The 23,487-nt window shown below is 73.2% G+C and carries 18 protein-coding genes and 1 pseudogene; 10 read left to right on the top strand and 9 right to left on the bottom strand.

The annotated features are described in order from the left end of the window. The first annotated feature begins 48 nt into the window (after positions 1–48). The 4 genes from ACQB60_RS20710 to ACQB60_RS20695 all read left to right on the top strand — a co-directional run bounded on the left by ACQB60_RS20710 (position 49) and on the right by ACQB60_RS20695 (position 3,938). Complete coding sequence (locus ACQB60_RS20710; RefSeq protein WP_496927493.1) at positions 49–699, top strand: nitroreductase family protein; 651 nt, start codon at positions 49–51, stop codon at positions 697–699. Between the two features lie 68 nt (positions 700–767). Continuing rightward, on the top strand, positions 768–1,190 hold the full coding sequence (locus tag ACQB60_RS20705) for an NlpC/P60 family protein (protein ID WP_496927492.1): 423 nt from the start codon (positions 768–770) through the stop codon (positions 1,188–1,190). A 109-nt stretch (positions 1,191–1,299) separates the two neighbouring features. Beyond that, a complete protein-coding gene (locus tag ACQB60_RS20700) occupies positions 1,300–3,138 on the top strand; it encodes a histidinol-phosphate aminotransferase family protein (protein ID WP_496927491.1) in 1,839 nt (612 codons plus the stop codon). Continuing rightward, complete coding sequence (locus tag ACQB60_RS20695) at positions 3,135–3,938, top strand: phosphatidate cytidylyltransferase (RefSeq protein ID WP_496927490.1); 804 nt, start codon at positions 3,135–3,137, stop codon at positions 3,936–3,938. Before ACQB60_RS20700 ends, ACQB60_RS20695 begins: the two co-directional genes overlap by 4 nt. A 62-nt stretch (positions 3,939–4,000) precedes the next feature. On the opposite strand, the gene ACQB60_RS20690 is transcribed toward ACQB60_RS20695, so the two are convergent. After that, entirely contained in the window at positions 4,001–4,648 is a 648-nt protein-coding gene (locus tag ACQB60_RS20690) for a winged helix-turn-helix transcriptional regulator (protein WP_496927489.1), read from the bottom strand. A gap of 65 nt (positions 4,649–4,713) precedes the next feature. Between ACQB60_RS20690 and ACQB60_RS20685 the strand changes: the two genes are divergently transcribed. Next, positions 4,714–5,196, top strand: coding sequence for a PaaI family thioesterase (locus ACQB60_RS20685; RefSeq protein WP_496927488.1), 483 nt, complete (start codon positions 4,714–4,716; stop codon positions 5,194–5,196). Here ACQB60_RS20685 and ACQB60_RS20680 read toward each other — a convergent pair. Next, positions 5,166–6,097: pseudogene (locus ACQB60_RS20680) on the bottom strand (GNAT family N-acetyltransferase). The gene ACQB60_RS20685 and the pseudogene ACQB60_RS20680 overlap by 31 nt on opposite strands. Before the next feature lie 128 nt (positions 6,098–6,225). Here ACQB60_RS20680 and ACQB60_RS20675 point away from each other — a divergent pair. The 4 genes from ACQB60_RS20675 (at position 6,226) to ACQB60_RS20660 (ending at position 10,288) form a co-directional block, all read left to right on the top strand. Continuing rightward, on the top strand, positions 6,226–7,113 hold the full coding sequence (locus ACQB60_RS20675; protein WP_496927487.1) for a LysR family transcriptional regulator: 888 nt from the start codon (positions 6,226–6,228) through the stop codon (positions 7,111–7,113). A 148-nt stretch (positions 7,114–7,261) separates the two neighbouring features. Then, positions 7,262–8,320: a tartrate dehydrogenase gene (locus tag ACQB60_RS20670; protein WP_496927486.1), complete on the top strand. Its 1,059-nt coding sequence runs from the start codon at positions 7,262–7,264 to the stop codon at positions 8,318–8,320. A 27-nt stretch (positions 8,321–8,347) separates the two neighbouring features. Beyond that, positions 8,348–9,799, top strand: a complete 1,452-nt coding sequence (dctA, locus tag ACQB60_RS20665; protein WP_496927485.1) for a C4-dicarboxylate transporter DctA — start codon at positions 8,348–8,350, stop codon at positions 9,797–9,799. 174 nt (positions 9,800–9,973) lie between these two features. After that, on the top strand, positions 9,974–10,288 hold the full coding sequence (locus ACQB60_RS20660; RefSeq protein WP_496927484.1) for a hypothetical protein: 315 nt from the start codon (positions 9,974–9,976) through the stop codon (positions 10,286–10,288). On the opposite strand, the gene ACQB60_RS20655 is transcribed toward ACQB60_RS20660, so the two are convergent. Beyond that, positions 10,248–11,873: a PH domain-containing protein gene (locus tag ACQB60_RS20655; protein ID WP_496927483.1), complete on the bottom strand. Its 1,626-nt coding sequence runs from the start codon at positions 11,871–11,873 to the stop codon at positions 10,248–10,250. The genes ACQB60_RS20660 and ACQB60_RS20655 overlap by 41 nt on opposite strands. A gap of 193 nt (positions 11,874–12,066) precedes the next feature. Between ACQB60_RS20655 and ACQB60_RS20650 the strand changes: the two genes are divergently transcribed. Then, positions 12,067–13,218 (top strand): serine hydrolase domain-containing protein, encoded by a 1,152-nt coding sequence (locus ACQB60_RS20650; protein WP_496927482.1) that lies wholly within the window; start codon positions 12,067–12,069, stop codon positions 13,216–13,218. On the opposite strand, the gene ACQB60_RS20645 is transcribed toward ACQB60_RS20650, so the two are convergent. From ACQB60_RS20645 to ACQB60_RS20620, 6 genes are read right to left on the bottom strand one after another with little or no spacing between them, the layout of a single operon-like run. Beyond that, positions 13,157–14,845, bottom strand: coding sequence for a PucR family transcriptional regulator (locus tag ACQB60_RS20645; protein ID WP_496927481.1), 1,689 nt, complete (start codon positions 14,843–14,845; stop codon positions 13,157–13,159). The genes ACQB60_RS20650 and ACQB60_RS20645 overlap by 62 nt on opposite strands. Positions 14,846–14,886: 41 nt before the next feature. Beyond that, positions 14,887–16,035: a GNAT family N-acetyltransferase gene (locus ACQB60_RS20640; RefSeq protein WP_496927480.1), complete on the bottom strand. Its 1,149-nt coding sequence runs from the start codon at positions 16,033–16,035 to the stop codon at positions 14,887–14,889. A gap of 1 nt (position 16,036) precedes the next feature. Next, positions 16,037–19,408 carry a serine hydrolase gene (locus tag ACQB60_RS20635; protein ID WP_496927479.1) on the bottom strand — a complete coding sequence of 1,124 codons (3,372 nt, stop codon included), beginning with the start codon at positions 19,406–19,408 and terminating at the stop codon, positions 16,037–16,039. A gap of 14 nt (positions 19,409–19,422) precedes the next feature. Continuing rightward, on the bottom strand, positions 19,423–20,439 hold the full coding sequence (locus ACQB60_RS20630; protein ID WP_496927478.1) for an ABC transporter ATP-binding protein: 1,017 nt from the start codon (positions 20,437–20,439) through the stop codon (positions 19,423–19,425). After that, positions 20,436–22,484, bottom strand: coding sequence for a dipeptide/oligopeptide/nickel ABC transporter permease/ATP-binding protein (locus ACQB60_RS20625; protein ID WP_496927477.1), 2,049 nt, complete (start codon positions 22,482–22,484; stop codon positions 20,436–20,438). The genes ACQB60_RS20630 and ACQB60_RS20625 overlap by 4 nt, the downstream gene beginning before the upstream one ends. Continuing rightward, positions 22,484–23,479: an ABC transporter permease gene (locus tag ACQB60_RS20620; protein ID WP_496927476.1), complete on the bottom strand. Its 996-nt coding sequence runs from the start codon at positions 23,477–23,479 to the stop codon at positions 22,484–22,486. The genes ACQB60_RS20625 and ACQB60_RS20620 overlap by 1 nt, the downstream gene beginning before the upstream one ends. Positions 23,480–23,487 lie beyond the last annotated feature (8 nt).

Here is a 23,487-nt window from a genome sequence, read left to right as displayed (position 1 = left end):
GAAAGCGATCCGTTGCCGCCGCACGACCCCGCGCGTCAAGGTCAACACATGGCACTCGATCTCTCTTCCGACGAGCTTCTCTCCACCACCCGCGCGGTCCGGCACCGCCTCGACTTCGACCGTCCCGTCGCCCGTGAACTCCTGGAGGAATGCGTGGACTTGGCGGTGCAGGCGCCGACCGGGCGCAACCGTCAGCGCTGGCACTTCGTGATCGTCACCGGCCCCGGGCGGCGGGCCGCCCTCGCCGACGCATGGCGTGCGGGGGTGCGGAGCCCCGGCGTCTCACCGCAGTTGCACGCGCGGGACGTGCGCCGCATGGACGTCGCGCCCGGCGTCATGAACCGGGTCTTCTCCGGCTCCTCCTACCTCTTCCGGCGGCTGCACGAGGCCCCCGCCCTCGTGGTCCCCTGCGTCGAGGGCCGCACCGAGGGCGCCGAGGCCGTGCACCAGGCCGGGACCTGGGGTTCGATCCTGCCCGCCGTCTGGAGCTTCGCCCTCGCGGCCCGCGCCCGCGGCCTCGGCACCTGCTGGACGACGGGCAACCTCGCCAACGAGAAGGAGGTGGCCCGCATCCTGGGCATCCCGTACGGGGACGTGATGCAGGCGGCGCTGCTCCCCGTCGCGCACACCCTGGGCACGGACTTCAAGCCGGCGCGGCGGGTGCCGCGCGAGGAGGTGCTCCACTGGGACCGGTGGTGACGCCTCAGGACACCAGTCGGCGAGCGGGGCAGCCACCAGGTGACGGCGAGGGCGGCCACCATGGCGTCATGGGAACGATCCTCGCCCGACTCCCCGCCGCCTTCTGGACCACTCCCTACGTCGGTTCACGCTTCCCGGGAGCGGCAGCCGTGCGGGACCTGCCCGGACTCGGCGCGGGTGCGAACTGCCAGCTGTTCGCCTACGAGGTGCTGCGCCACTTCGGCCTGTCCCCCGCGCCGCTGCGCTCCAGCGAGCTGTGGGAGGACACGGACTCCACCGTCCACGCGGCGGAGCCGGAGCCCCTCGACCTCCTGCTCTTCAACGGCTCCGCCGCCGCCTACGGTGCCCACGTCGGCGTGTGGGCCGGTGACGACGCGGTCCTGCACCTGTGTGCGGAGGTCGGGCGTCCGGCCGTATGGCGTCTGGAGGACTTCGCGGCGCGCGAGCGGTACCGGGTGCTGTTGGGGGCCAAGCGGGTGCGAGGGGAGTAGACGGCCTGCGCCTGAGTGCGCGTACTCAATTCGATTGCGTCACTTGCCCCTGCCGCGGACGCCCCGTGGTCCCGACGATGGGGTCCACGTGATGTGGGGAGAGAAAGCCATGGCCTGTGACCTGCAGCTGCGCACCGCTGCTCCGGAGGATCTCAAGTGGATCCACGAACTGCGTCATCGTGTGTACGCGGAGGAGTTGGGCCAGCACGCGCCGGATCCAGCCGGGCTGCTGCGCGACGGGCTGGACGGGGAGAACGTCTATCTCGTCGCGGCGCGCGGAGCGACCCGCATCGGGTTCGTGAGTGTGACCCCGCCGTGGCTCGGGCGGTACTCGCTGGACAAGTATCTGCGCCGGGACGAGCTGCCGTCGCTCGACGAGGACGATCCCTTCGAGGTGCGCATCCTGACCGTGGAACCGCGCTGGCGGACCACCGTCGCGGCGCCGCTGCTGATGTACGCGGCGCTGCGCTGGATCGCCTCCCGCGGCGGCCGCCGGGTGGTGGCGATGGGCCGCACGGAGCTGCTCGACATGTATCTGGCGGCCGGTCTGCGCCCGGTGGGCCGTACGGTTCGCTCCGGTGCGGTGTCGTTCGAGGTGCTGACCGGGGGCGTCGTCGAGCTGACGCGCGGCACGCTGGAGCGGCACGGGGCCACGCTGCGGCGCCTGGCGGACTCCGTGGACTGGCGACTGGACATGCCGTTCGCGCCGGCGCCCGACGGCTGCGAGCACGGCGGGGCGTCGTTCACCGCCATCGGGGCGGACTTCCGCAGCCTGCATCGGCGTCAACAGGTCGTCGCGGCCGATGTGTTGGACGCCTGGTTCCCGCCCGCTCCCGGTGTGCGGGCGGCTCTCGCGCAGGATCCGGAGTGGGCCGCGCGCACCTCGCCTCCGACCGGCGCCGAGGGGCTGTCGGCGGAGATCGCCGTGGCCCGGGCGCTGCCGGTGGAGGCGCTCGCGGTGGGGGCCGGTTCCTCGGACCTGATCTTCCGGGCGTTCGGGCAGTGGCTGACCGCGGACAGCCGGGTGCTGCTCATGGACCCGGGCTACGGCGAGTACGCCCACGTCACGGAGCGGGTGATCGGCTGCCGGGTGGACCGGCTCCGGTTGCGTCGCGAGGACGGCTGGCGGATCGATCCCGCCCGGCTGTCCGCCGCCGTCGGCTCCGGCCGCTACGACCTCGTGGTGGTGGTCAACCCGAACAATCCGACCGGACGTCACGCACCGGCCGCGCAGCTGCGCGAGGTGATCGGGGCGGCGCCGAGCGGTACCCGCTGGTGGATCGACGAGGCATACCTGGGCTATGTCGACGGCGACCTGGAGGAGTCGCTCGCGGGGCTCGCCGCGACCGACCCGCGGGTGGTGGTCTGCAGTTCCCTGTCGAAGATGTACGCGCTGTCGGGCATGCGGGCCGCGTACCTGGTGGCCGAGCCGGGCACCGCGGCGCGGCTGCGCCGCTGGACCCCGCCGTGGCCGGTCAGCCTCCCGGCACAGCTGGCCGCGGTGGCGGCGCTGCGCGACCCGGCGTACTACCGCGACTGCTGGCGGCGCACCCATGAGCTGCGCCGCCAACTGGCGGCGGACCTGGCGGAGTTGGATGCGCCGGTGATCGTCGAGGAGGGCGTGGCGAACTTCCTCAGCGTGACCCTGCCGCCCGAGGGGCCCAGCGCCGCGCGCCTGGTCGCGGCATGCCGCCGCCACGACGTGTACCTGCGCGACCTCTCCCCCTTGTCGCCGCGGTACGAGGGCCGCACCGTGCGCATCGCGGTCCGGGACACCGCCGAGAACGCGCGCATCGTGGCCGCGTGCCGGGCCGCCCTGGACGAACTGCGGCCGGGCACGGCGACGCCCGCTCCGGCGCCCTCACCCTCACCCTCGCCCTCACCCTCGCCCTCACCGTCTCCGTCTCCGTCTCCGTCCCCGTCTCCCGTCACCGAGCCCGTTCAGTGACCGGCGTGGCCTCCCTCGCTCCGTATCTGGGCGGGGCGTTGGTGCTGGGCGGCGTCGGGGCGGCGGCGTCCCGGCGCCGTGAGCTGATGATCCGGTGGTGCTGCTGGGCGGTCGGGGTGCCCCTGGTGACCGCCGCGTTCTGGTGGGGGCATCCGGGTGTCGCGGCGGTCGCCGTCGTGGCCGGGGTCGTCGCGGTGCTGGAGTTCGGCGGGCTGATGCGCCTTCCCCGTACGGACCGGGCGGTGCTGGCCGCGGCGGTGGCGGGTGTCGTGGTGGCTGCCTGGCTGGTGCCGGGGCAGGTGCTGCGCGTGGCCGCGATCGGGGCGCTCGCGGTGGCCGCGGTGCCGCTGGTGTCGGGCGACGCCGACGACGGTCTGCGCCGGTTGAGCTCCGGCCTGCTCGGACTTGCCTGGCTCGGCGTCCTGGCCGCGCTGGTGCCGCTCGGGGCCGACGGGCTCGCGCTCTTCGTGGCGGTCTCGGTCGCCGACATCGTGGCGTACTTCGCGGGGCGGCGCCTCGGCGGGCCGCGCCTGTCCCCGCTGTCACCGGCCAAGCGGTGGAGCGGGACGCTGGCCGGGGCCGCGGCCGGTCTGGGTGTGCTCGCGGTGCTCTCGGCGCTGAGCCGGCCGATGGCGCTCGCGGTGGCGGTCGGGGGTCCGGTCGGCGATCTGCTCGAGTCGATGGTCAAGCGGGGTGCGCGGACGAAGGACGCGGGCAGCTGGCTGCCCGGCTCCGGCGGGCTCCTGGACCGGATCGACTCGCTGCTCGTCGCGCTGGCCGTGCTGCTCGTTCTCCGGTGACCCCGTGGGGCACGGGCTGCCGATGCGGGCGGGCTCGCGCTCCCCGAGCCTCCCCGGACCCGCTAGGAGCGCAGCACGTACCCGGAGAACCACGTGGGGAACGCCCTGCGCAGCGCGCTCGGGCCGCTCAGCGCGACCTCGCCTGCGCGCACGATGCCCGACCAGGAGCGCTCGCCCAGCCAGTACTCGGTCAGCGCCCGCAGCTCGGCGTCCACGCGCAGGGCCGTCTCGAAGCCGCCGTCGTCCGTGCACAGGTCCACACCCGCGCGCGCGACGTGCAGGAAGTACGGTCCGGTGTCCGCGCCGCGGAACCTCAGCTCGACCACGACGCGGTCGGCCGGGAGCCGCTCGGGCACGACGCGGCGGCGGATGTCCCACACCAGTGCCTGCGGATCGAGGTGCTCGGGCCGCAGACCGCGACGGTCCCACTGCATGGCCCAGCCGCCCAGCTCCCGTACGACAGGCGCCAGTTGCTCACCCGCCTCGGTGAGGCGGTAGCCGCCGCTGTCGTCCTTGGTGACCACGCCGGCCTTCTGCAGGGTCTTGAGACGGGCCGACAGCATGGTCTTGGAGATGCGCGGCAGCCCGCGCCGGATGTCGTTGAAGTGCCGCTCGCCCAGCATCAGTTCACGCACCACGAGGAGGGTCCAGCGCTCGCCCAGCACCTCCAGCGCGCGGGCCACCGCGCAGAACTGTCCGTATCCGCTCACACCGCCACCCTAGCGGTCCAGAATCCGTACTTGAGGCTCCCGCTCACTGATCTAGCGTTGCGCCCATGACCAGCGAAAACACCACCATCTCCGCGCTCACCGGCCTGGAGTTCCTGCAGTCGATCATCGACGGGCGGACCCCGCAGGCACCCATCAGCCACACTCTCGGCTTCACCCTCGTCTCCGCCTCGCCCGGCTCGGCGGTGTTCGAGGGCGAGACGGGCGGGCACCTCCACAACCCGATGGGGACGGTCCACGGCGGCTATCTGACGACCCTGCTCGACTCGGCGCTCGGCTCCGCGGTCCTCACGCGGCTGTCCGCCGGGCAGGCGTACACGACCGCGCAGCTCAACGTGAACCTGATCCGGCCGGTGACCGCGCGCACCGGCACGCTGCGGGCCACCGGTACGGCGATCCACGTGGGCCGCACGATCGGCACCGCCGAGGCGCAGGTCGTCGGGGTCGACGACGGGAAGCTGTACGCCCACGCGACGACGACGTGCGCCGTCTTCGCGCGTCAGGACTTCACGAGCACGGCGCGCGTGTAGAGCAGGCCGAACCCCCGGCGCTGGGCGTTCTGTTGGGACGTGGACGCGGGCTGGGTGGTGACGACCGCGAGATCGCAGCCCTGTGCCTCGGCCTCCGCGAGGCGGACGGCCAGGAGCGCGCGCTCTGCACACCGCGCCGACGGTACGCGGGCAGGGTGGCGGCACCCGTGAGCTGGGCGATGCCCTCGCTGATGCGCATGCTGGCGCCCCCTGCCACCTCCCCGTCGACCCGGGCGAGGTAGCGGCGCATACCGGAGGCGGCCGTCATGTCGCGCACGGCGCGCTCCAGGATGTCCCGGGGGAACTCCTCGTGCGACGGGACGCCTTGGGTGTCGGGGGCCGCAAAGCCGCTCACCACCGCGTCCAGCCACTCCGTGAGGCCGTCCTCGCCGCTGTGCCGTACGTCGACGCCGGGGGCCCGGGGTGGCGCGGATTCCCCGGGCGGCCCGGAGAGCCCTGCTGCGCCGCCTGCCGCCCCCAAGGCGCGGCCCAGGACGTTCTCGAAGCCGACCAGACGGTAGCCGCGGGCGGTGAGCGCCTCGCCGAGCGCGGGGTCGGCGAGGTGCGCCAGCTCGACCTGGACCGGCACGCCCCGGGCCGCGAACTGCCGCTCGACCGCGTCGAGTTCGTCGGCGCTCGGCACTCCGGCGAAGCCGAGCCCGGCGACCTTGTTGAGGGGTGAGCCCTCCTCCGTGCAGCAGGCGACGCCGCCCGCGAGCGGGGTGACGAATCCGTCGCCCCCTCCCCCCGCCGTGTCCGTTTCCGTGTCCGTTTCCGTGCCCGTTTCCGTGCCCGTCTTCTTGTCCGCGCCGATGCGGGCGAGGGCGGCCCGGCTGCCGGTCGTGATCAGCTCCGCCTCGGCGCGCTCGATGCGCTCGCCGAGCGCGAGGTCACAGAACAGCGGCTCCGCGTCGTATGCCATGATCCGACCCTAGCCGCCCCCGGACCGGGACGGCACGTCCGCCGTGGAGCCAAGGACGGGCACGAAGAGGGGCACGGGGCGGAGCACGGGGAGGGGCTCGGGCAGGCATGGACATCCGGCAGCTGTCGTACTTCCTGGCGGTCGTCGACCGCGGCGGGTTCAACCGGGCCGCCTCGGCGCTTTACGTGTCACAGCCCTCCCTGTCGCAGGCCGTCCGGTCGCTCGAGCGTGATCTGGGGACGGATCTCTTCCACCGGATCGGGCGGCGGGCCGTGCTCACGGAGGCGGGCCGGGCGCTGATCGAACCGGCCCGCGAGGCCGTGCGGAGCCTGGAGACCGCCCGGGCGAGCGTGGCGTCCGTGCACGAACTGCGCGAGGGACGGCTCGACATCGCGGCGATGCCGTCCCAGGCGGTCGAGCCGCTCACCACGCTGATCCGCTCCTTCGCCGAGCGGTATCCGGGCGTGACCGTGGCGGTCAAGGCGGCCTTCACCGCCCGCGACGTCGTCGACGCCGTGCGGACGGGGGCCGTGGAGCTGGGCCTGCTGGCGTCCGTCGGTGCCGTGCCGGACCAGGAGGTCCGGGCGCATGCGCTGGGCGAGCAGCGGTTCGTGCTGGTGGTCCCGCCCGAGGGGCCCTTCGCCGGGCGACGGGCCGTGCGGTGCGAGGAGTTGGCCGGTCGGCGGCTGATCGTCGGGCAGCCGGGGACGGGGATGCGGGCGTACGTGGATTCGCTGCGGGACCAGGGCGTCGACTTCGGCGTCGCGGCCGAGACCGAGCACCGCGTGGCGCTGCTGCCGCTGGTCCTTGCCGGGGTCGGGCTCGCGGTCGTGACCGAGTCGTGGCGGGAGATCGCCCGGCGGACGGGGGCCGTCGTCCTGGACATCGAACCCGCGACCGCGCTGTGCGTGTCGCTGGTCAGCCGTCGCGCGGTGCTGTCTCCGGCGGCGGCCGCGTTCTGGGAGACGGCGCGGTCGGTCCCGGCCGACGGCTGATCACTGACCGTTCATCACTAACCGCTGATCGCTGTGCGGCTTGTGCATGCGGCGCCCGTATAGGTGGGGCCTATATAGGTGGGGCCTATAAGGCAGATCCGCATTCCGTCTTGGACGCGCCCGTCGGCGCCTTGCTGGAATCGACGGCATGACCAACCACCGCATCGCTCTCATCCCCGGTGACGGCATCGGCGCCGAAGTCCTGCCTCCCGCCCAGCAGGTGCTCGACGCCCTCGGCCGCCGCCACGGCTTCGGCCTGACCTACACCGCGTACGACGACTGGTCGTGCGAGCGGTATCTGCGCGAGGGCGCCATGATGCCCGCGGACGGGCTCGACCAACTCCGCGACAAGGACGCCATCTTGCTGGGCGCCGTGGGGTATCCGGGGGTGCCCGACCACGTCTCGCTGTGGGGGCTGCTCATCCCGATCCGGCGGAGCTTTCGGCAGTACGTGAATCTCCGGCCCATACGGGTCTTCGACGGCATCGACAGTCCGGTGCGGGGCGCACGGCCCGGCGAGGTGGACTTCGTCGTCGTACGGGAGAACGTCGAGGGCGAGTACAGCCAGGTCGGCGGGCGCCACAACACCGGGTTCCCCGACGAAATGGCCGTCCAGGAGGCCGTGTTCACCCGGGCCGGTGTCACGCGCGTGCTGGACCACGCCTTCGCGCTCGCCGCACGGCGCAAGGGCCGCCTGACGTCGGCGACGAAGTCGAACGGCATCGTGCACACCATGCCGTTCTGGGACGAGCTCGTGGCCGAGCGGTCCGCTTCCTTCCCGCAGGTCGACTGGGACCAGGAGCACATCGACGCGCTGGCGGCGAAGTTCGTCCTCGAACCGGACCGGTTCGACGTCGTGGTCGCCTCGAACCTCTTCGGCGACATCCTCAGCGACCTCGCCGCCGCGGTGGCCGGTTCGATCGGCATCGCCCCGGCGGCCAACCTCAACCCGGAGCGGGAGTTCCCCTCGATGTTCGAGCCCGTGCACGGGTCGGCTCCCGACATCGCAGGGCGGGGCATCGCCAATCCGCTGGGGGCGATCTGGTCGGCGGCGATGATGCTCGACCATCTCGGACACGCGGACGCGGCCAAGGACGTCACCGACGCGATCGCCGCGGTGCTGGCGAAGACCGATGTGCGCACGCGTGACCTGGGCGGCACCGCCACGACGTCCGAGTTCACCGAGACGTTCCTCGAACTCCTGTGACCTGTCGGCCCCGCGAGGAGAGCTGCCATGACAGCACCTGACACCCCCGCACCACCGCGTGCCGAAGCCTCCGGCGGGAAGCCCTGGTACCGGCAGCTGTACGTCTGGGTCCTGACCGCCATCGTGGCGGGCATCCTCACCGGGTGGCTGTGGCCTGCGACGGGCTCGGCGCTGGAGCCGGTCGGCACGACCTTCGTCTCCGCGATCAAGATGCTGATCGCGCCGATCGTCTTCCTGACGATCGTGGGCGGGATCGGCAGCGTCGACAGTCTCGGCCGGGTCGGCCGCGTCGGACTGAAGTCCCTGCTCTACTTCCAGGCCGGTACGCTGGCCGCCCTGCTCGTCGGGCTGGTCGCCGTCAACGTCTTCCGGCCCGGCGCCGGTGTCCACGCGGACCCCGACACGCTCCGGCTCACCGGAGACGCCGGCCAGTACGTCAAGGAGGGCGAGGCGCAGGGCTGGTGGCACTTCCTCACCGACCTCGTGCCCACCAGCGTGGTCGGGGCGTTCGCCGAGGGCGACATCCTCCAAGTCATCTTCTTCTCCGTGCTCTTCGGGGTCGCGCTCAAGGCCGTCGGCCCGGTCGGTGAGCCCGTCGTCGACGGCATCCACCGCCTCAGCGCCGTCGTCTTCAAGATCCTCCAGTACGTGATGCTGGCCGCGCCCGTCGGTGCGTTCGGGGCCATGGCGTACACCATCGGCACCTACGGGATCTCGACGCTCACCAGCCTCGGGCAACTCATCGGGCTCTTCTACGGAACGTCCGCGTTCTTCGTGGTCGTCGTCCTCGGTGCGATCACCGCCGCGCTCAGGATCAACATCTTCCGCCTCCTCGCCTACCTGCGCGAGGAGTTCGTCCTGGTCCTCGGCACGTCGTCGTCCGAGAGCGCCCTGCCCCGGCTGATGGAGAAGCTCGAACGGCTCGGCATCCGCCGGGACATCGTCGGCCTCACCGTCCCCACCGGCTACTCCTTCAACCTCGACGGCAGCTCCATCTACCTCTCCCTGGCGGCCGTCTACATCGCCCAGGCCACGGACACCCCGCTGAGCATCGGCCAGCAGCTCGGCCTGCTGGCGATCATGCTGCTCACGTCCAAGGGTTCGGGCGGCGTCACGGGAGCGGGCTTCATCGCGCTCGCCGCCACGCTGTCCAGCGTCGGCACGGTGCCCGCCGCCGGGATCATGCTCATCTTCGGCATCGACAAGTTCATGTCGGAGTGCCGCGCCCTGACCAACCTCGCGGGCAACAGCGTCGCCACGCTGGTGGTCGCACGGTGGGAGAACGCGCTGGACACGGCGCGCGTCAACGCGATTCTCCGTACCGGCACGGCGCGACCCAGCGGATCACGCCGTGGGAGTCGAACTGGAGCTGTGCCAGCGGGAGTTCAGGCACGTAGGCGGCATCCGCCTCACCCACCGGAACAGCAAGCAGGAACGACGCACACGGCCGAGGGCGAGACCACCATTCCGGGCAGGTAGGCACCACTGCCCTCGATTCAGGCCCAGGGTAAAACCTGGGCACCGACCCGCAGTTGCTCCGGCTTGCGTGCGAACTCCCACAAGTCGACGAGGACCGCGGCGCGTTGCTCGGCGATGGCCGTCCGGGGGCAGGGTCTCCTCGTGACGGTTGACCGGGTCTGCGAAAGTGCTTCCGTGACGGATGATGAGGTGGTCGAGGAACTTCGGGAGCGGGCCCGGGCATTGTCTCTGCCGGCGCCGGCAACGGAAGCGGCGGTCACAGAAGCGGAACTGGTCATCGGCTTTCCGCTCCCACCGCTGCTGCGGCGCCTCTACCTGGAGGTCGCGAACGGAGGGTTCGGTCCCGGCGAGGGCATCGTCGGTGTGCGGGGCGGTGCTTCCCAGGGCGACCGCTGGCCGCAAGGAGTGGACCTGGCGCAGTGGTTGGGCGAGGCCATGAACAACACCCTCAGCGTTCACCGGCTTCTTGCGAGCCAACCTGCCCGTTGACACCGGCGGTGTCTGCGCGGTCCAGCTGGGCGATGAGGACGTGCAGGTCCGCCGGGGCCGCGGCCAGGCGGATCGGGGTGGTTTCGTCCATGAGGTCCGCGACGTACCAGGTCGATGAGACCTCTTCCGTCGGGAGCGGGCGGCGCATGCCTTGGGCGCGCAGGCGTTCCAGCGGGATGTCGTGGGCGCCGAAGCGGCCCGGACCGGCGTGCGGGACCACGGCCATCGGGCCGGCGCCGAGCACGATGTGGGTGCCGAGGAGGTTGGGGTTGTAGGGCGTGCTGTCCAGGAAGCGGGCCTTGATGAAGACGTCCTCGCCCGCCGGGACGGGGCGGGGGCGGGACGGCAGACGTCGGCCCGTGGCCCACCAGGCCACCCCCGTCAGCGCCAGGGTCCCGGCGGCGCAGCATGCCACCGCCGGGAGTGCGATGGCGTCGGCGGGCCGTACCGCGGCCAGCGTCACGGACCACACCCACGTGAAGCCGAGAGGCAGGAGGAAAGGCAGGCCGGTGGGGGCCAACGGGGCGTTGGGGCCGACCGGTTGGCCGTGCTTGCGGCGCCGGGCGAGCGTGATGAGCGTGGCGCCCGCGAGCGCGGGGAGCACGAGGGTGACCACGACCGACAGGGCCTTGGGCTCCGGCATGCCTTCGTTGTTGCTGTAGCCGGGGCCCGATACGGACATCAGCCGGCCGCGCCACCAGGTCAGCGTGACGCGGTCGCCGGGTGCTGCGGGTGAGGCCGTGTCGTACTCCACCTCCAGGTGGTGCACCGGTATGTCGTCGACGAACTCCAGCCAGTTGTCGCTGCTGCCCCGTTTCAGTTCGGAGTGCGTGCGCTCGATCACTCCCGTCGCGACGGTCTTGCAGTCCCGTCCCATGTCATCCGGACCGGGCATGTCCGGGCACAACTGCGCCTGCTCCCACGTGCGTTCGGCGCTCTCCTCGAAGGGCACCCCGTAGACCGCCACGTACGCCGACGGCACGATCGCCACTGTCGCGAGCAGCAGGGGCACCAGCCGTGTGTGCACGAGGCGGGTGCGGGCGGATTCCGCCGGGCGGGCGCCGAAGTGCGGGAGGGCCGGGTCGGGTCGGCGCGGCGCGTGGCGCGCGTGCAGTGCCTGCAGTCGTGCCTCGTCCTGTTCGAAGGCCGCGGAGCGGGTGCTGTCGATGGGGAGCGGAAGGGGTACCAGTCGGCCGTCGGTCAGTTCCGCCGCGATACGGACGCTGCTGCCCTTGCTGTAGCGGCGCTCGACGACCCCGAAGCGCACGATCCGGTCCCAGCGCAGTCGGCGCCAGCGCCACAGGGTGCGCATCCGCAGCCCGTCCGGCCCGACGAACATCCTGCGCCGCAGGTACGCGGCGCACACCACGCCGATCAGCAGGAAGGAGAGCGCAAGCGTCGCCCACAGCACCTCCGGCCCCCGGCCTGCGGCGAGCGGCACGAGCGTCAGCGGCGCTGCCAGCGTCCCGCCCAGGGCAAAGCCCCGCAGCGCGCCCCGCCCCGGCAGCTCGAACACCGCGTCCTCGCCGGGTGCGGGACATGTCGCGCCCGGGCTGTCGGGTCTGGGAGGGGGCGTATCAGTCATGGTGTTGCTCGCTTCTTCTCTTGTTGTGCCGCTCAGGGTAAGCCGCGCCATCGGTGCGGTCGACGGGCGCGTTCGTTGGCCTCGATGACCTCCCCTTCCCACGTTGTCGCCCGCGACGAAGCTGCGGCCTTCTCGCGTGCCCTACCTTCCGGGATCACCGGTTCGAGGAACCGGCAACCGAAAGGGGAAGCACATGGCAGTGCGCACAGCACGGGTCGGCGCGGTGGGGCTGGTGGCAGCGGCGGCCCTGACCGCCGCTTCGTTCACGTCGCCCGCGGCGGCCGGCGGCAGTGTGGGGCACACGCAGACCCAGCAGGCCATGGACGCCGCGGTGAAGGCGGGGGTGCCCGGGGTCGCCGGGCAGGTCAAGGAAGCCGTCTCGGTCTGGCCGGGGAGTTCGGGGGTCGGGAACCTCAAGACCGGCCAGCCGCGCAGCGCGTTCGACCGCTACCGGATCGGCAGCATGACCAAGACCTTCGTCTCGACGGTCCTGCTCCAGCTGGAGGCGGAGGGCAAGCTCGACCTCGACGACACCGTCGAGAAGTGGCTGCCGGGCGTGGTGCAGGGCAATGGCAATGACGGAAGCCGGATCAGCGTGCGGCAGCTGCTCAACCACACCAGCGGGATCTTCAACTACGTCACCGATCCGGAGTTCCTGGAGAACGGCTTCACCAAGAAGTTCCTGGAGCACCGCTACGACACGTACACCCCCGCGCAGTTGGTGGGCATCGCCATGCGGCACCAGCCGTCCTTCGAGCCGGGCTCCAACTGGGGCTATTCCAATACCAATTACGCCCTGGCCGGCATGGTCATCGAGAAGGTGACGGGCAGGTCGTACGAGGACGAGGTCCAGCAGCGCATCGTCGGACCGCTCGGCCTGACAGCCACCACGGTCCCGCGCACCGCCTCCGCGATGCCGCAGCCGAGTTCCCGCGCGTACTCGAAGCTGTCCCTGCAGCCGCAGCCGTCGGACCCGACGTACGACGTCACCGAGCTCAATCCGTCGGCGGCGGGCTCGGCAGGTGCGATGATCTCCGATTCCGGTGATCTCAACCGCTTCTACTCGGCCCTGCTCGGCGGCAAGCTGCTGCCCGCGGAGCAGCTCAAGGAGATGAAGACCACCGTGCCGGTCAGCGGTGCGCCGTTCTCGGGCTACGGGCTCGGACTGATGAAGTTCGACCTGTCCTGCGGCACTTCGGTCTGGGGGCACGGCGGCAACATCCAGGGCTCGGCGTCCCAGGCCGTGACCACGCCGGACGGCAAGCACGGGCTCGCCTTCAACTTCAACGGCGACTGGGCGGGCGACACGCAGTCGGTGATCGAGGCCGAGTACTGCCCGAAGTAGGCGGGCCAAGCCGCAGCTGCAGCATCAGCGCGAAGCGCACATCGGGGTCGGTGAGGTCGGCCTCGGCGACCTCGGTGGCGCGGCGCAGGCGGTAGCGGAAGGTGTTCTGGTGGACGTACATCGTCTCGGCGGCGGCCGGGACGTCGCCGAAGGCGTTGAGCCAGGCGCGCAGGGTGTCGACCAGTTGGGAGTCGTGGTCGCGGTCGTAGGCGAGGAGCCGGGCCAGGGGGCCGGTGGGTGGGTCGCCGCGTTCGGCGGCGAGGTCGGCGAGGTCCAGGAGGAGCGCCTCGACGTGGACGTCCGTGATGCGGGCGAGGCGGCGGGTGCCGTTGTTGGTGCGCAGGACGCGCAGGGCGCGGTCGGCTCCTTCGCGGGAGCGGGCCAGTGCTCCGGCGTCGTGGGCGGTGGGGCCGATGCCGATGAGCGGGGTCAGGCGGTCGCCGATGCGGGTGAGGAAGTCGGTGCCGGTGCGGGCCGCCCGGTCCTGCGCGTCCGGCTGGTGGTGGGGCACGGGGAGGATGCCGTACGCGACGTCGCCGATGAGGGCGGTGGCGGCGCGGGCGTGGATGGCGGTGAGGTGCATGGCGAAGGCGTCGGCCAGGCGCTGGCGTTCGGCGGTGTGCTGGGCGTGCAGGTCGGGTGAGCCGATCAGTTCGGGCGGGTCCGGGACGGCCAGGGCGAGGACGACGCCCGCGTAGTCGGTCAGGCCGAGGCGGCTGAGCGCCTCGGTCGCGCCGGGTCCGCCTTCCAGGGCGGTGGCGACCAGGTCGGCGCGGAGCCGGCGCTCGACGTCGGCACCGGCACGCAGTCGCAGCAGGTGCAGGGCCACCAGGTTGGCGGCGTCGTGCAGCGCCTGGCCGCGCTGCGGGGTGAGCGGGGTGCGGACGGCGGCCCAGATCGAGCCGAGCACTTCGTCCCCCGCGCGCACGGCGATGGCGGCGCGCGGGACGTGGAACTCGTCGGTCTCCGGCGGGGCGACGTGGACCGGCTGGTCGCTGCGGTAGAGGGAGCGGAAGATGCCGCTGTCCTCCAGGAAGCGGGTGAAGCGCTCGGGCACCTGGCGGCCCAGGACGGTCTCCACCCGGGACGGGTCGGCCTCGTCCTGGCGGCCGGAGAAGGCCAGGACGCGGGAGCTGCGGTCCTCGATGGTGACGGGGGCGTCGATGAGTGCGGCCACCGCGTTGGCCAGGGCGAACAGGTCGCCGGACGGGGTGCCGCCGAGCGTCTGCGGACCTGCCTCGCCGACGTCGCCGTCCGCCAGCAACGAGCGCAGCAGTGCGGCGAGTTGGGCCCAGGAGGCGCCGCGGGTCAGGGCGAGCAGGGCGACGCCGGAGCGTTCGGCGGCCGCCGTCACCGTCGCGTCCGCGGGGGCCGGGGCGCGGACCACCAGCGCCGCCGCCCCGGTGTCACCGAGGGCGTCGAGCAGCCGGGCGGTCTCGTCCGGCCCCTCCACGCCGATGCCGAGCACCAGTGCCTGCCGGGGCAGCACCGGTGCGTCCAGCGGATCGTGGATGACCACGCCGCCGATGGCGTCCGCCGTGTCCGGGTCGCCGCACACGAGGTCGAGCAGGGTGGTGCCGAGGTCCTCCAGGACCCGTCTGAGCCCGGCCCGCGGCTGTCTGTTCACGATGTCCGCACTCCCGCTCCCCGTCCCCCGGGCCGTGGTGGTCACGGCCGCTCTTCGTCGGTGTCGACGGGATTGTGCGGTGCTGTGGTCGGCTGCGACAAGGGACCGGCCGCAGGAGCCGCAAGAGCTGCGGGAGTTTCAGGAGCTGCAGGAGCCGCAGCAGTCACGGACGGACGGGCGAGGAGGTACCAGCCGACGCGGTCGAAGCCCGTGACCTGCCAGCCGTCGGCGAGGAGCCCGCCGAGGGTCTCGCGCACGGCGGCACGCCAGTCGGCGGCGGACCGCGGGTCCGTGCGGCGCAGTTGCTCGATGTCGTCGGGCACGGCGACCAGGCACCGCGGCCCCGGCTCGGTGACGGGGTGCGCCTGCGGGCGGCCGCCGGGGGTGGTGTCCAGGGCGACCGCGGTGCCGCGTGCCCGTTCTCCCGCGGCGTCGGCGAGGCGGTGGCGGCCGTGGCAGGCCGCGGCCACCTCGGGCGCGGCCAACGGCCACTCCACCAGCAGGCGGTCGGTGTCGTCGGCGCCGTTGATGCCGTCGTCCATGCGGCCGTAGAAGTTGGGCAGGTACTGGGCGGGCCGGGCGGCCAGCTTGCCGATGTTGAAGTAGGCGTTGCGCCGGACCAGCGGGTCGAAGGTCCAGGAGACCTGGGTGGCGCCGCGCCGCAGGGCCCAGGCGCGCTGGTGCGTCTTGAGGGCGAAGCCGACGCTGCGGCCGCGCATCCGGGCCGAGACGCCCGCGATGTGGCTGTGGAGGGAGCCGTCGGGGGGCGGGCCGAAGAATCCGATGCAGGCGCCGACCAGTTCACCGCCGCCGTCCACGAGAGCCCCTCCCGCTCCACGAGCCCCGCTGTCGGTGAGAGCTCCCTCGCCCGCGAGGGCTCCTCCCCCGCCCCGGACTCCCGTGGCCGCCCCCCTGTCGAAGGCCGCCGCCACATAGCTGCCCGCCTTGTCCATGGCGCGCAGCAGTTCGGTGGTGGCCAGTCCGTTCTCGGCGCCCGGCTGCCAAATGCCGTGGAACAGGCGGCAGGTCGCCGCCAGCTCCGGCAGGGCGCTGATCGGCCGTACGAGACACCCGGCCGCGTCCGCCGCGGCCTCGGCTGCGGTCAGCGCGTCGGCCGCGATACGGTGCGCGGCTTCCGTCGCCCATGCGGTGCCCGCCGACGTGTCCGTCATGGTGTGCTGCTGTCTCACGTCAGGACACCTTCGGGGTCGCCCGCACGGCGAAGTGGAGGTACGGCTCGCCGGTCGGGAGTGCGTAGAAGGTCACCGGGGTCCACGCCGTGCTGCCGGGCAGCCGTACGACGAAGAGGTCAGCGGTCACGGGCACCAGGTCGGCCTCCTGCACCGTCTCGGGCACCAGCGCGGCGAGCGGCCCCGTCACCGTGTGCCGCAGCCGCAGCCCGTCGGCGCCCTCGAGGACGTCGAAGCGTGCACCGGCCCGCTCGTACCGGCCGAGGTGGCGGCCGGCATCCGGCGCCGGGGGCTCGGCCGGGGGCTGCAACGGCCGTGGCAGCGTGACCCCGGCCAGCTCCTCGAAGATCTCCCCGAACAGCTCCAGATACAGGTCGCGCGCTCCCCCGCCGTTGGTGAGGAGGGTGACGGCGAGGTCCTGTTCGGGCAGCAGCCGCAGGAAGGCGGACTGGCCGAGGGTGTTGCCGTCGTGCCCGATGAGCCGGTGGCCACCCCCGGCGCCCCGGTGACCGCCGCCGTCGAAGCGGATCCAGCCCAGCCCCCACGAGTCGCCGAGCGAGTGCACGTCCGGCAGGTCGACCTGCTTCTCGGTCATCGCGCGCACGGCCTGCTGCGACAGGACGCGGGTGCCGTCGGCCGCGGTGCCACCGGCGAGGTGCAGGCGGGCGAAGGCCAGGACGTCGGCGGCCCTTGCGGTGATCAGCCCGGCGGGTCCGGCCGAGCGGGGCAGTCCCCAGGCCGCGACGGGCCGCGGGTCCTGGCCGCCCTGCGCGGCGTGCCCCATCGCGGCGGCGAACCGCAGCGCCTCCTCCGGCAGCGTGACGGTGTGCGTCAGGCCCAGGGGTGCGCACAGCCGCTCGCGCAGGGCGTCGTCCCAGCTCGTGCCGGTGAGCTTCTCGATGACCCGACCGGCAAGGACGAAGCCCGAGTTGCAGTAGGAGAAGGTCGCGCCCATCGGGTGGATCTGTGCCGCCGCCGTGTCCAGGTGGTCGACGAAGCGCTCCAGGCAGTCGTCGCCGCGGCCGGTGTCGGTGAAGACGTCGCCGTCGATGCCGCTGGTGTGGGTGAGCAGGTGCCGCATGGTCACCTGCTTTGCCACGGCCGGGTCGGACAGGCGCAGCTCCGGCAGGACGTCGGCGACGGGGGCGTCCAGGTCGAGCCGTCCCTCGTCGACGAGTTGCATGACCAGGGTGGTGGTCCACACCTTGGTGAGGGAGCCGATCTGGAAGAGGGAGTCCTCGGTGACCTGCGCGCCGGTGTCCTTGTTGAGCACCCCGCAGGCGGCTGTCGCCGTGTCGTCGCCGCGGGCGATGCCCAGGACGGCGCCCGGTACCCGGTGCCGGGCGGCCAGTTCGGCCAGCCGTCGCTGCCAGTGGGCGAGGTCGAGCGGGGCGCGGGCGGGGCGTCCGGGCCCGGTGGTGTGGTGTTCGACCCAGTCGACGATGCGGTGGGCGAGGTCGCGGCGGTGGGAGGGCGGCCCGTCGAGCAGGAACAGGTGTGAGCCGCCCGGGTAGAGCACCAGGCGTGCGGGCACGCCGCGTTCGCGCAGCACGGTGAACCACTGCTCGGCCTGGCCGACCGGGCAGCGGTCGTCGTCGGCGCCGTGCACGACGAGCGTGGGGGTGCGGACGTGCTCCACGCGCGTGTACGGGGAGAGCTCCGCGTAGCGGTCGCGATGCTGCCAGGGCGGTCCGCCCAGCTCGGCGGTGGCCAGCGGATGGCCCTGGTCGCTGGTGCCGCACATGCTGGTCAGGTCGCTCACCACGCCACCGGCGACGGCCGCGGCGAAGCGGTGGTCACGGCTGGTCAGGTAGCAGGTCAGGTAGCCGCCGTAGCTGTAGCCCGCGACGGCCAACCGGCGTGGATCGGCGACCTGTTCGGCCACCAGCGCGTCCAGCGGTTCGAGGAGGTCGGGTGCGTCGGCCCTGCCCCACGCCCCGCGCGCGGCGGTGTAGAACGCCTCGCCGTAGCCGTCGCTGCCGCGGGGGTTGAGCAGCAGCACCGACCAGCCGCGGGCCGCCAGGAGCTGGTGGTAGGGGTGGAAGGGATCGGCGGCGCCGTTCCAGGCGTTGTGCGGGCCGCCGTGGATGTCGAGCAGCAGCGGGGTGGGGCCGGTGACGGCCGGGTCGCGCAGCAGCCAACCGTGCACCGTGGTGCCGTCGTAGACCGTGAACTCCCTTTCCTGCGGCGCGAAGAGTCCCACCTCGCCCAGTGCCGCGCCGTGCCGGGTGAGCACCTGCTCGCGGCCGGTGGACAGCTCGACGGTGGCGATCTCCCCGTACGAGGTGGGGGTCGCCAGGACGACGACGGCGGTGTCCTCGGCTGCGGCAAGGCCGGAGACGACGCGGCCCGCGCCGCCGAGCAGCACCCGGGGTGCCCCGCAGTCGGCGTTCATCGCGTACAGGTGGGTGCAGCCCCGCTCCCGTACACAGAACAGCACCCGTCCTTCGCCCGCCGCCTGCGGCGGGGCTCCCGGGTAGCCGGGGCCGCCGGGCATCACGTTGCGGTCGAGTCCGGCCGTCAGGTCTACGGGCTCACCCCCGTGCAGCGGGACGCGCAGCACGCTCGCATGGCCGAGGGCGGTGTCCTCACGGCCGACGACCAGCAGGGCGTCGCCGTCGGCGGTCCAGGTGGCGGTGTGCGCGATGCCCTCGGCGCTGCCGACGAGGCGCGGTTCGGCGCCGGGGGCAGCGCAGTTGACGACGTACGCGGCGGAGCGCAGCGTCAGGTCGGCGTCGGCGTCGCGGGCCGCGCAGAAAGCGATGCTGTGTCCGTCGGGCGACCAGGCCGGGCCGCCCGCGTGCCAGTCGCCGTGGGTGAGTCGGCGTACCGCCCGGCTGGCGGGGTCCACGAGGTGCAGGTGGTGGCGGACCGTGCCCCACAGGCCCTGCCCGTCGGCCTTGTGGTCGATCCGGTCCGTCACGACGGGAGGCGGGGTCCGCTCGGGGACCGGCTCCGCGTGGTTGAGGACCGCCTCCGCCTGGTTGCTGTCGGCCGGGGCCGTGAAGGCGATCGCGATGCCGTCGGGGCTCCACACCGGTGCCCCGGCGCCCGCCGGGAGGTCGGTGAGCGGCTCGGGTTCGCCGCCCTCGGCGGGCAGCAGCCACAGCTGCGGCGGGCCGTCGCCGCCGCGCAGGAACGCGAGCCGGCGGCCGTCGGGCGACCACGCCGGTGCGGTGTCGGCGGGGCCGCGGGTGAGCCGGCGCGCCGCCCCTCCACCGGTGGGCACCGTCCACAACTCCCTTATGTCACGGTCGCGTTGAGGGTCGGTTGTGCGCAGCACGTACACGATGCGCGTGCCGTCCGGGGACAGTGCGGGCTGCTCCGGCAGCGCGATGGCAGAGAGGTCGTCGAGGCCCAGACGTCGCGTCACGGTGTGCGGTCTCCTCAGGGACGGAGTGATGGCGAGGGCGGTACGGGGGTCGTGAAGTGGCAGGCCGCGCGGTGGGGTCGTTGCCCGGCGCCCTCGGCGGGATCCGCGGTGCGGCACAGGTCGCGGCCGGCGTGGACGAGGGGGCCCGCGGGGCAGCGCGGGTGGTAGTGGCAGCCGGGTGGCGGGTGGTGCGGGTCGGCGGGTTCGGACGCCGCGAGGGCGGCGGGTTCCGGGGCGGGCGGCCCGAAGCCTGCTGCCGGTGAGGTGCGGCTCGGCACGGCGGCCAGCAGGTCGCGGGTGTAGGGGTGGCGTGGATCGGCGAGGACCTCCTCGGTGGGACCGGCCTCGACGATCCTGCCCAGATACATCACGGCGATGTGGTCGCTGAGGTAGCGGACCACGGCCAGGTTGTGCGAGATGAACAGCACCGTCAGGCCAAGCTGCCGCTGCACGTCGCGGACCGTGTTGAGGACGGCGCCCTGGACGGAGACGTCGAGGGCGGAGGTGATCTCGTCGGCGATCACGACCTGCGGCTGCCCGGCGAGGGCCCGGGCGACGGCGACGCGCTGGCGCTGACCGCCGGAGAGCTGTCCGGGCAGCAGCACGGCCCGCTCCGGATCGAGGCTGACCTGTTCAAGGAGCCGGGCGACCTCGGCCCGGCGTACCGCCTTGCCGCCGAGGCCGCGTCCGCGTCCGCGTCCGCGTTCGCGGGGCAGCGCTTCGGCGATGGAGTCCCCGATGCTCATGCGCGGGTCGAGGGAGGAGTAGGGGTCCTGGAAGACCATCTGCACGGGACGGTGCCGTCCGCGCGGCCGGCGCACGTCGTTGCCGTCGAGCAGGATGCGGCCCGCACTGACCGGCGCGAGTCCGACGGCGGCGCGGGCCAGCGTCGACTTTCCCGAGCCCGACTCCCCCACCAGGCCCACCACTTGACCGGACGGCACCGTCAGGCTCGCGCCGTCCACGGCGGTCAGCGCGTGGTGGCGGGTGCCGTAGCGCACGCTCACCTCATCGAACACGAGCTCGCTCATGCCGTCCCTCCGGTCGTGCTCTTCTCTCCCTGCGCGGTGCTCTTCTCTCCCGGTGCCGTGCTCTTCTCTCCCGGCGTCGCGCCTGCCTCTCCCCCTGCGGTCTCGTCGTCCGCGACGGGGTGCCAGCAGGCGATGCGGTGCCCGATGGCGTGTGCGACCGGCTCGGGGTCCTCGCGGCGGCAGTGGTCGTCGGCGTGGGGGCAGCGGGGCGCGAAGGCGCACCCCTGGGGCACCTGGTCCGGTTCCGGCGGGCGGCCGGGGATCACGGCCAGGGGACGGGTCCGGTCGGTGTCGAGGTCGGGCACCGCGGCCAGCAGGGCCCGCGTGTAGGGGTGGCGGGCCGCGGTGAACAGGGCGGCGGCGGGCAGGTCTTCGACGATCCGGCCCGCGTACATGACGAGCACCCGGTCGCAGTTCTGGGCGACGACCGTGATGTCGTGGCTGATGAGCAGGACGGCGGTGCCCCGCTCGGCCCGCACCTCGGCGAGCAGGCGCAGCACCTGCCGTTGCACGGTGACGTCGAGGGCGGTGGTCGGCTCGTCGGCGATGATCAGCCGGGGGTCGCCCATCAGTCCCATGCCGATCATCGCGCGCTGGCGCATGCCGCCGGAGAACTCGTGCGGATACTGCCGTGCCCGCCGCTCCGGCGCGGGCACGCGCACGGCGCGCAGCCGGTCCACGGCGCGCGCGAACGCGCCGCGCCGGGACAGGTGTTGGTGCTGCTCGGCGCCCTCGGCGAGCTGCCGTCCGACGCTCATGCCCGGGTGGAACGAGGACATCGGGTCCTGGAAGACCATGGCGAGCGAGGTGCCCAACAGCGGCCGCAGGGCACGCTGTTCGGTGTCGAGCAGCGGTGTGGCGCCGAACTCCAGCCGTGCGGCCCGGACCTGGGCGGGTGGCTCGATGAGCCGGGAGACGGCCATCGCGGTCACGCTCTTGCCCGAGCCCGACTCCCCCACCACGCCGACGGCCTCGCCCGGGTCGACGGTGAAGCTGACGCCGCGTACGGGGGTGGTCCATCCGGTGGGCCCGGGGAAGGCGACCTGCAGGTTCTCCACCGCGAGGACGGGCTGTCCGTCGCTGTCCGGCCGGGGCGCGGCGGCGTCGGGGGCGGGGCGGGAGACGGGCCGGGGGCCGACGATGCGGTGCGCGAGGGTGCGGACGCCGAGTGCGGCCGCCGCGGCTTCGCCGAAGAGGTTGAAGGCGAGGCCGGTGACAACGACCGCCGCACAGGGCGCGAGCGCGGGCGCCGGGGTGAGGCTGATGCGGCCCAGGCCCTCCCCGAGCAGTCGGCCCCAGTCGTAGTCCGGCGCCTGCACGCCGAGCCCCAGGAAGGAGAGCCCGGCGAAGGCGAGGAGTGAACTGCCCGCTCCGATGGTGGCGTTGACGGTCAGCGGCTCGGCGATGTTGGGCACGATGTGCCGGACGAGGAGCCGGGTCCGGCCGACGCCGACGGTCCGGGCGGCGGCCACGAAGTCCTGGCCCGCGACCGACGCGCTCAGCGTCTGGGTGAGCCGCGCGAAGGCGGGCGCCATGGCCAGGCCGATCGCCAGGACCGCGCCCGTCGTGCCGACACCGAAGATGACCGCGAAGAAGAGGGCGAGCAGCAGGCCGGGGAAGGCGACCGCGATGTTCACCACCGAGGTCACCCACCTCCCCGCCCGGCGCGGCAGCACCGAGGGCACGGTCCCCAGGACCAGTCCCACGACCACGCCCAGCAGTGTCGCCGCCACGGCCAGCAGCAGCGAGAGGCGGGTGGCCACGAGCACGCGGTAGAGGATGTCGCGGCCCAGGTTGTCCGTGCCCAACGGGTGGGCGGAGGAGGGCCCTTGCTGGAGGGCGGCCGTGTCCACGACGGAGGCCCGGTCGCCCCACAGGATCGGGGCGAGGACGGCCAGGAGGACCACCGCGAGCAGCAGCAGCCCGGCGCAGGCGCCCACGGGCGTGCGGGCGACGGCCGTCCATCGGGAGGGGGGCCGGGAGTGCGTCCGCGAGTACCTCCGGGAACCCGGCCGGGACTGAGTCCGGGGGCGAGGCAGTGACATCAGACCTCCCTGATCGCCGAGCGCGGGTCGAGCACCGCGAGCGCCACATCGACCAGCAGGTTCACGACCAGCACCCCGGCCCCGTAGACGAGCACGATGCCCTGCACCAGCGGATAGTCCTTCTGCAGGATGGACTGCACGATCGTCGAGCCGAGCCCTGGCCAGGCGAACACGTTCTCCACCAGCACCGTGCCCGCGACCATGGCCGAGAGCAGCAGTCCGCCGAGGGTGAGCGTGGCGGTCAGGGCGCCCGGCAGGGCGTGCCGCACGTACACGCGGCGCGAGGGCAGCCGCTTGGCGCGCGCGGTGCGCACGTAGTCCTGGCCCAGGACCGACAGCATCTCCACCCGGCCGATCCGGGCGAGGACCGAGGCGGGCCCGATGGCCAGGGCCAGGACCGGCAGCACGTACGAGCCGGGCCCCTCCCGGCCCGCCACCGGGAACCAGCCGAGGCGCACCGCGAACACATAGGCCAGCACGACCGCGAGCAGGAACTCCGGTACGACGGCCAGGAACACGCTGACCGAGGTGAAGGTGAGTTCGGCACCGCGGCGGCGCCCGCCCCGGGTCAGGGCCGCCATCGCGGTGCCCAGGGGCACCGCGACGGCCAGGGCCAGGAGGAAGGCGAGAGAGGCCAGTTGGAGGGTCGCGGGCAGTCGCTCGCCGATCGTCTGCGCCACGGGCTGTCCGCTGACGGTGGAGCTGCCCAGATCGCCGCTGAACAGCCCGCCCAGGAAGTGCAGATACTGCTGCCACAACGGGTCGTCGAGACCGAGCTCGGTGCGCCGTGCCGCGACCATCTCCGGCGAGGCGGTCATGCCCAGGGCGGCGCGCACCGGGTCGCCGGGGATGAGGTGGATCATCAGGAACGCCGCGGTCACGAGCGCCCACAGCGACACCGCGAGGCGGGCCGAGCGCCGCAGGGCGAACAGCGGCCACCGGTTGCCGCGCCACGCGGGGAGCGGCGGAGCGCCGCCGACCGTCGCAGTCGTCATCGGACCGG

It is taken from the genome of Streptomyces odontotermitis, from assembly GCF_050510915.1.
In the GTDB taxonomy this organism is placed as follows: Bacteria; Actinomycetota; Actinomycetes; order Streptomycetales; family Streptomycetaceae; genus Streptomyces.
Note: the sequence above shows the minus strand (reverse complement) of the source record. Positions and strands in the feature narration are given on the sequence as shown.

Bases quoted from the DNA above. Each gene is read 5' to 3' on its own strand.
- ACQB60_RS20710 (WP_496927493.1), top strand. From the start codon at position 49: ATGGCACTCGATCTCTCTTCCGACGAGCTTCTCTCCACCACCCGCGCG.
- ACQB60_RS20705 (WP_496927492.1), top strand. From the start codon at position 768: ATGGGAACGATCCTCGCCCGACTCCCCGCCGCCTTCTGGACCACTCCC.
- ACQB60_RS20700 (WP_496927491.1), top strand. From the start codon at position 1,300: ATGGCCTGTGACCTGCAGCTGCGCACCGCTGCTCCGGAGGATCTCAAG.
- ACQB60_RS20685 (WP_496927488.1), top strand. From the start codon at position 4,714: ATGACCAGCGAAAACACCACCATCTCCGCGCTCACCGGCCTGGAGTTC.
- ACQB60_RS20675 (WP_496927487.1), top strand. From the start codon at position 6,226: ATGGACATCCGGCAGCTGTCGTACTTCCTGGCGGTCGTCGACCGCGGC.
- ACQB60_RS20670 (WP_496927486.1), top strand. From the start codon at position 7,262: ATGACCAACCACCGCATCGCTCTCATCCCCGGTGACGGCATCGGCGCC.
- dctA (WP_496927485.1), top strand. From the start codon at position 8,348: ATGACAGCACCTGACACCCCCGCACCACCGCGTGCCGAAGCCTCCGGC.
- ACQB60_RS20655 (WP_496927483.1), bottom strand. From the start codon at position 11,873: ATGACTGATACGCCCCCTCCCAGACCCGACAGCCCGGGCGCGACATGT.
- ACQB60_RS20650 (WP_496927482.1), top strand. From the start codon at position 12,067: ATGGCAGTGCGCACAGCACGGGTCGGCGCGGTGGGGCTGGTGGCAGCG.
- ACQB60_RS20630 (WP_496927478.1), bottom strand. From the start codon at position 20,439: ATGAGCGAGCTCGTGTTCGATGAGGTGAGCGTGCGCTACGGCACCCGC.
- ACQB60_RS20625 (WP_496927477.1), bottom strand. From the start codon at position 22,484: ATGTCACTGCCTCGCCCCCGGACTCAGTCCCGGCCGGGTTCCCGGAGG.
- ACQB60_RS20620 (WP_496927476.1), bottom strand. From the start codon at position 23,479: ATGACGACTGCGACGGTCGGCGGCGCTCCGCCGCTCCCCGCGTGGCGC.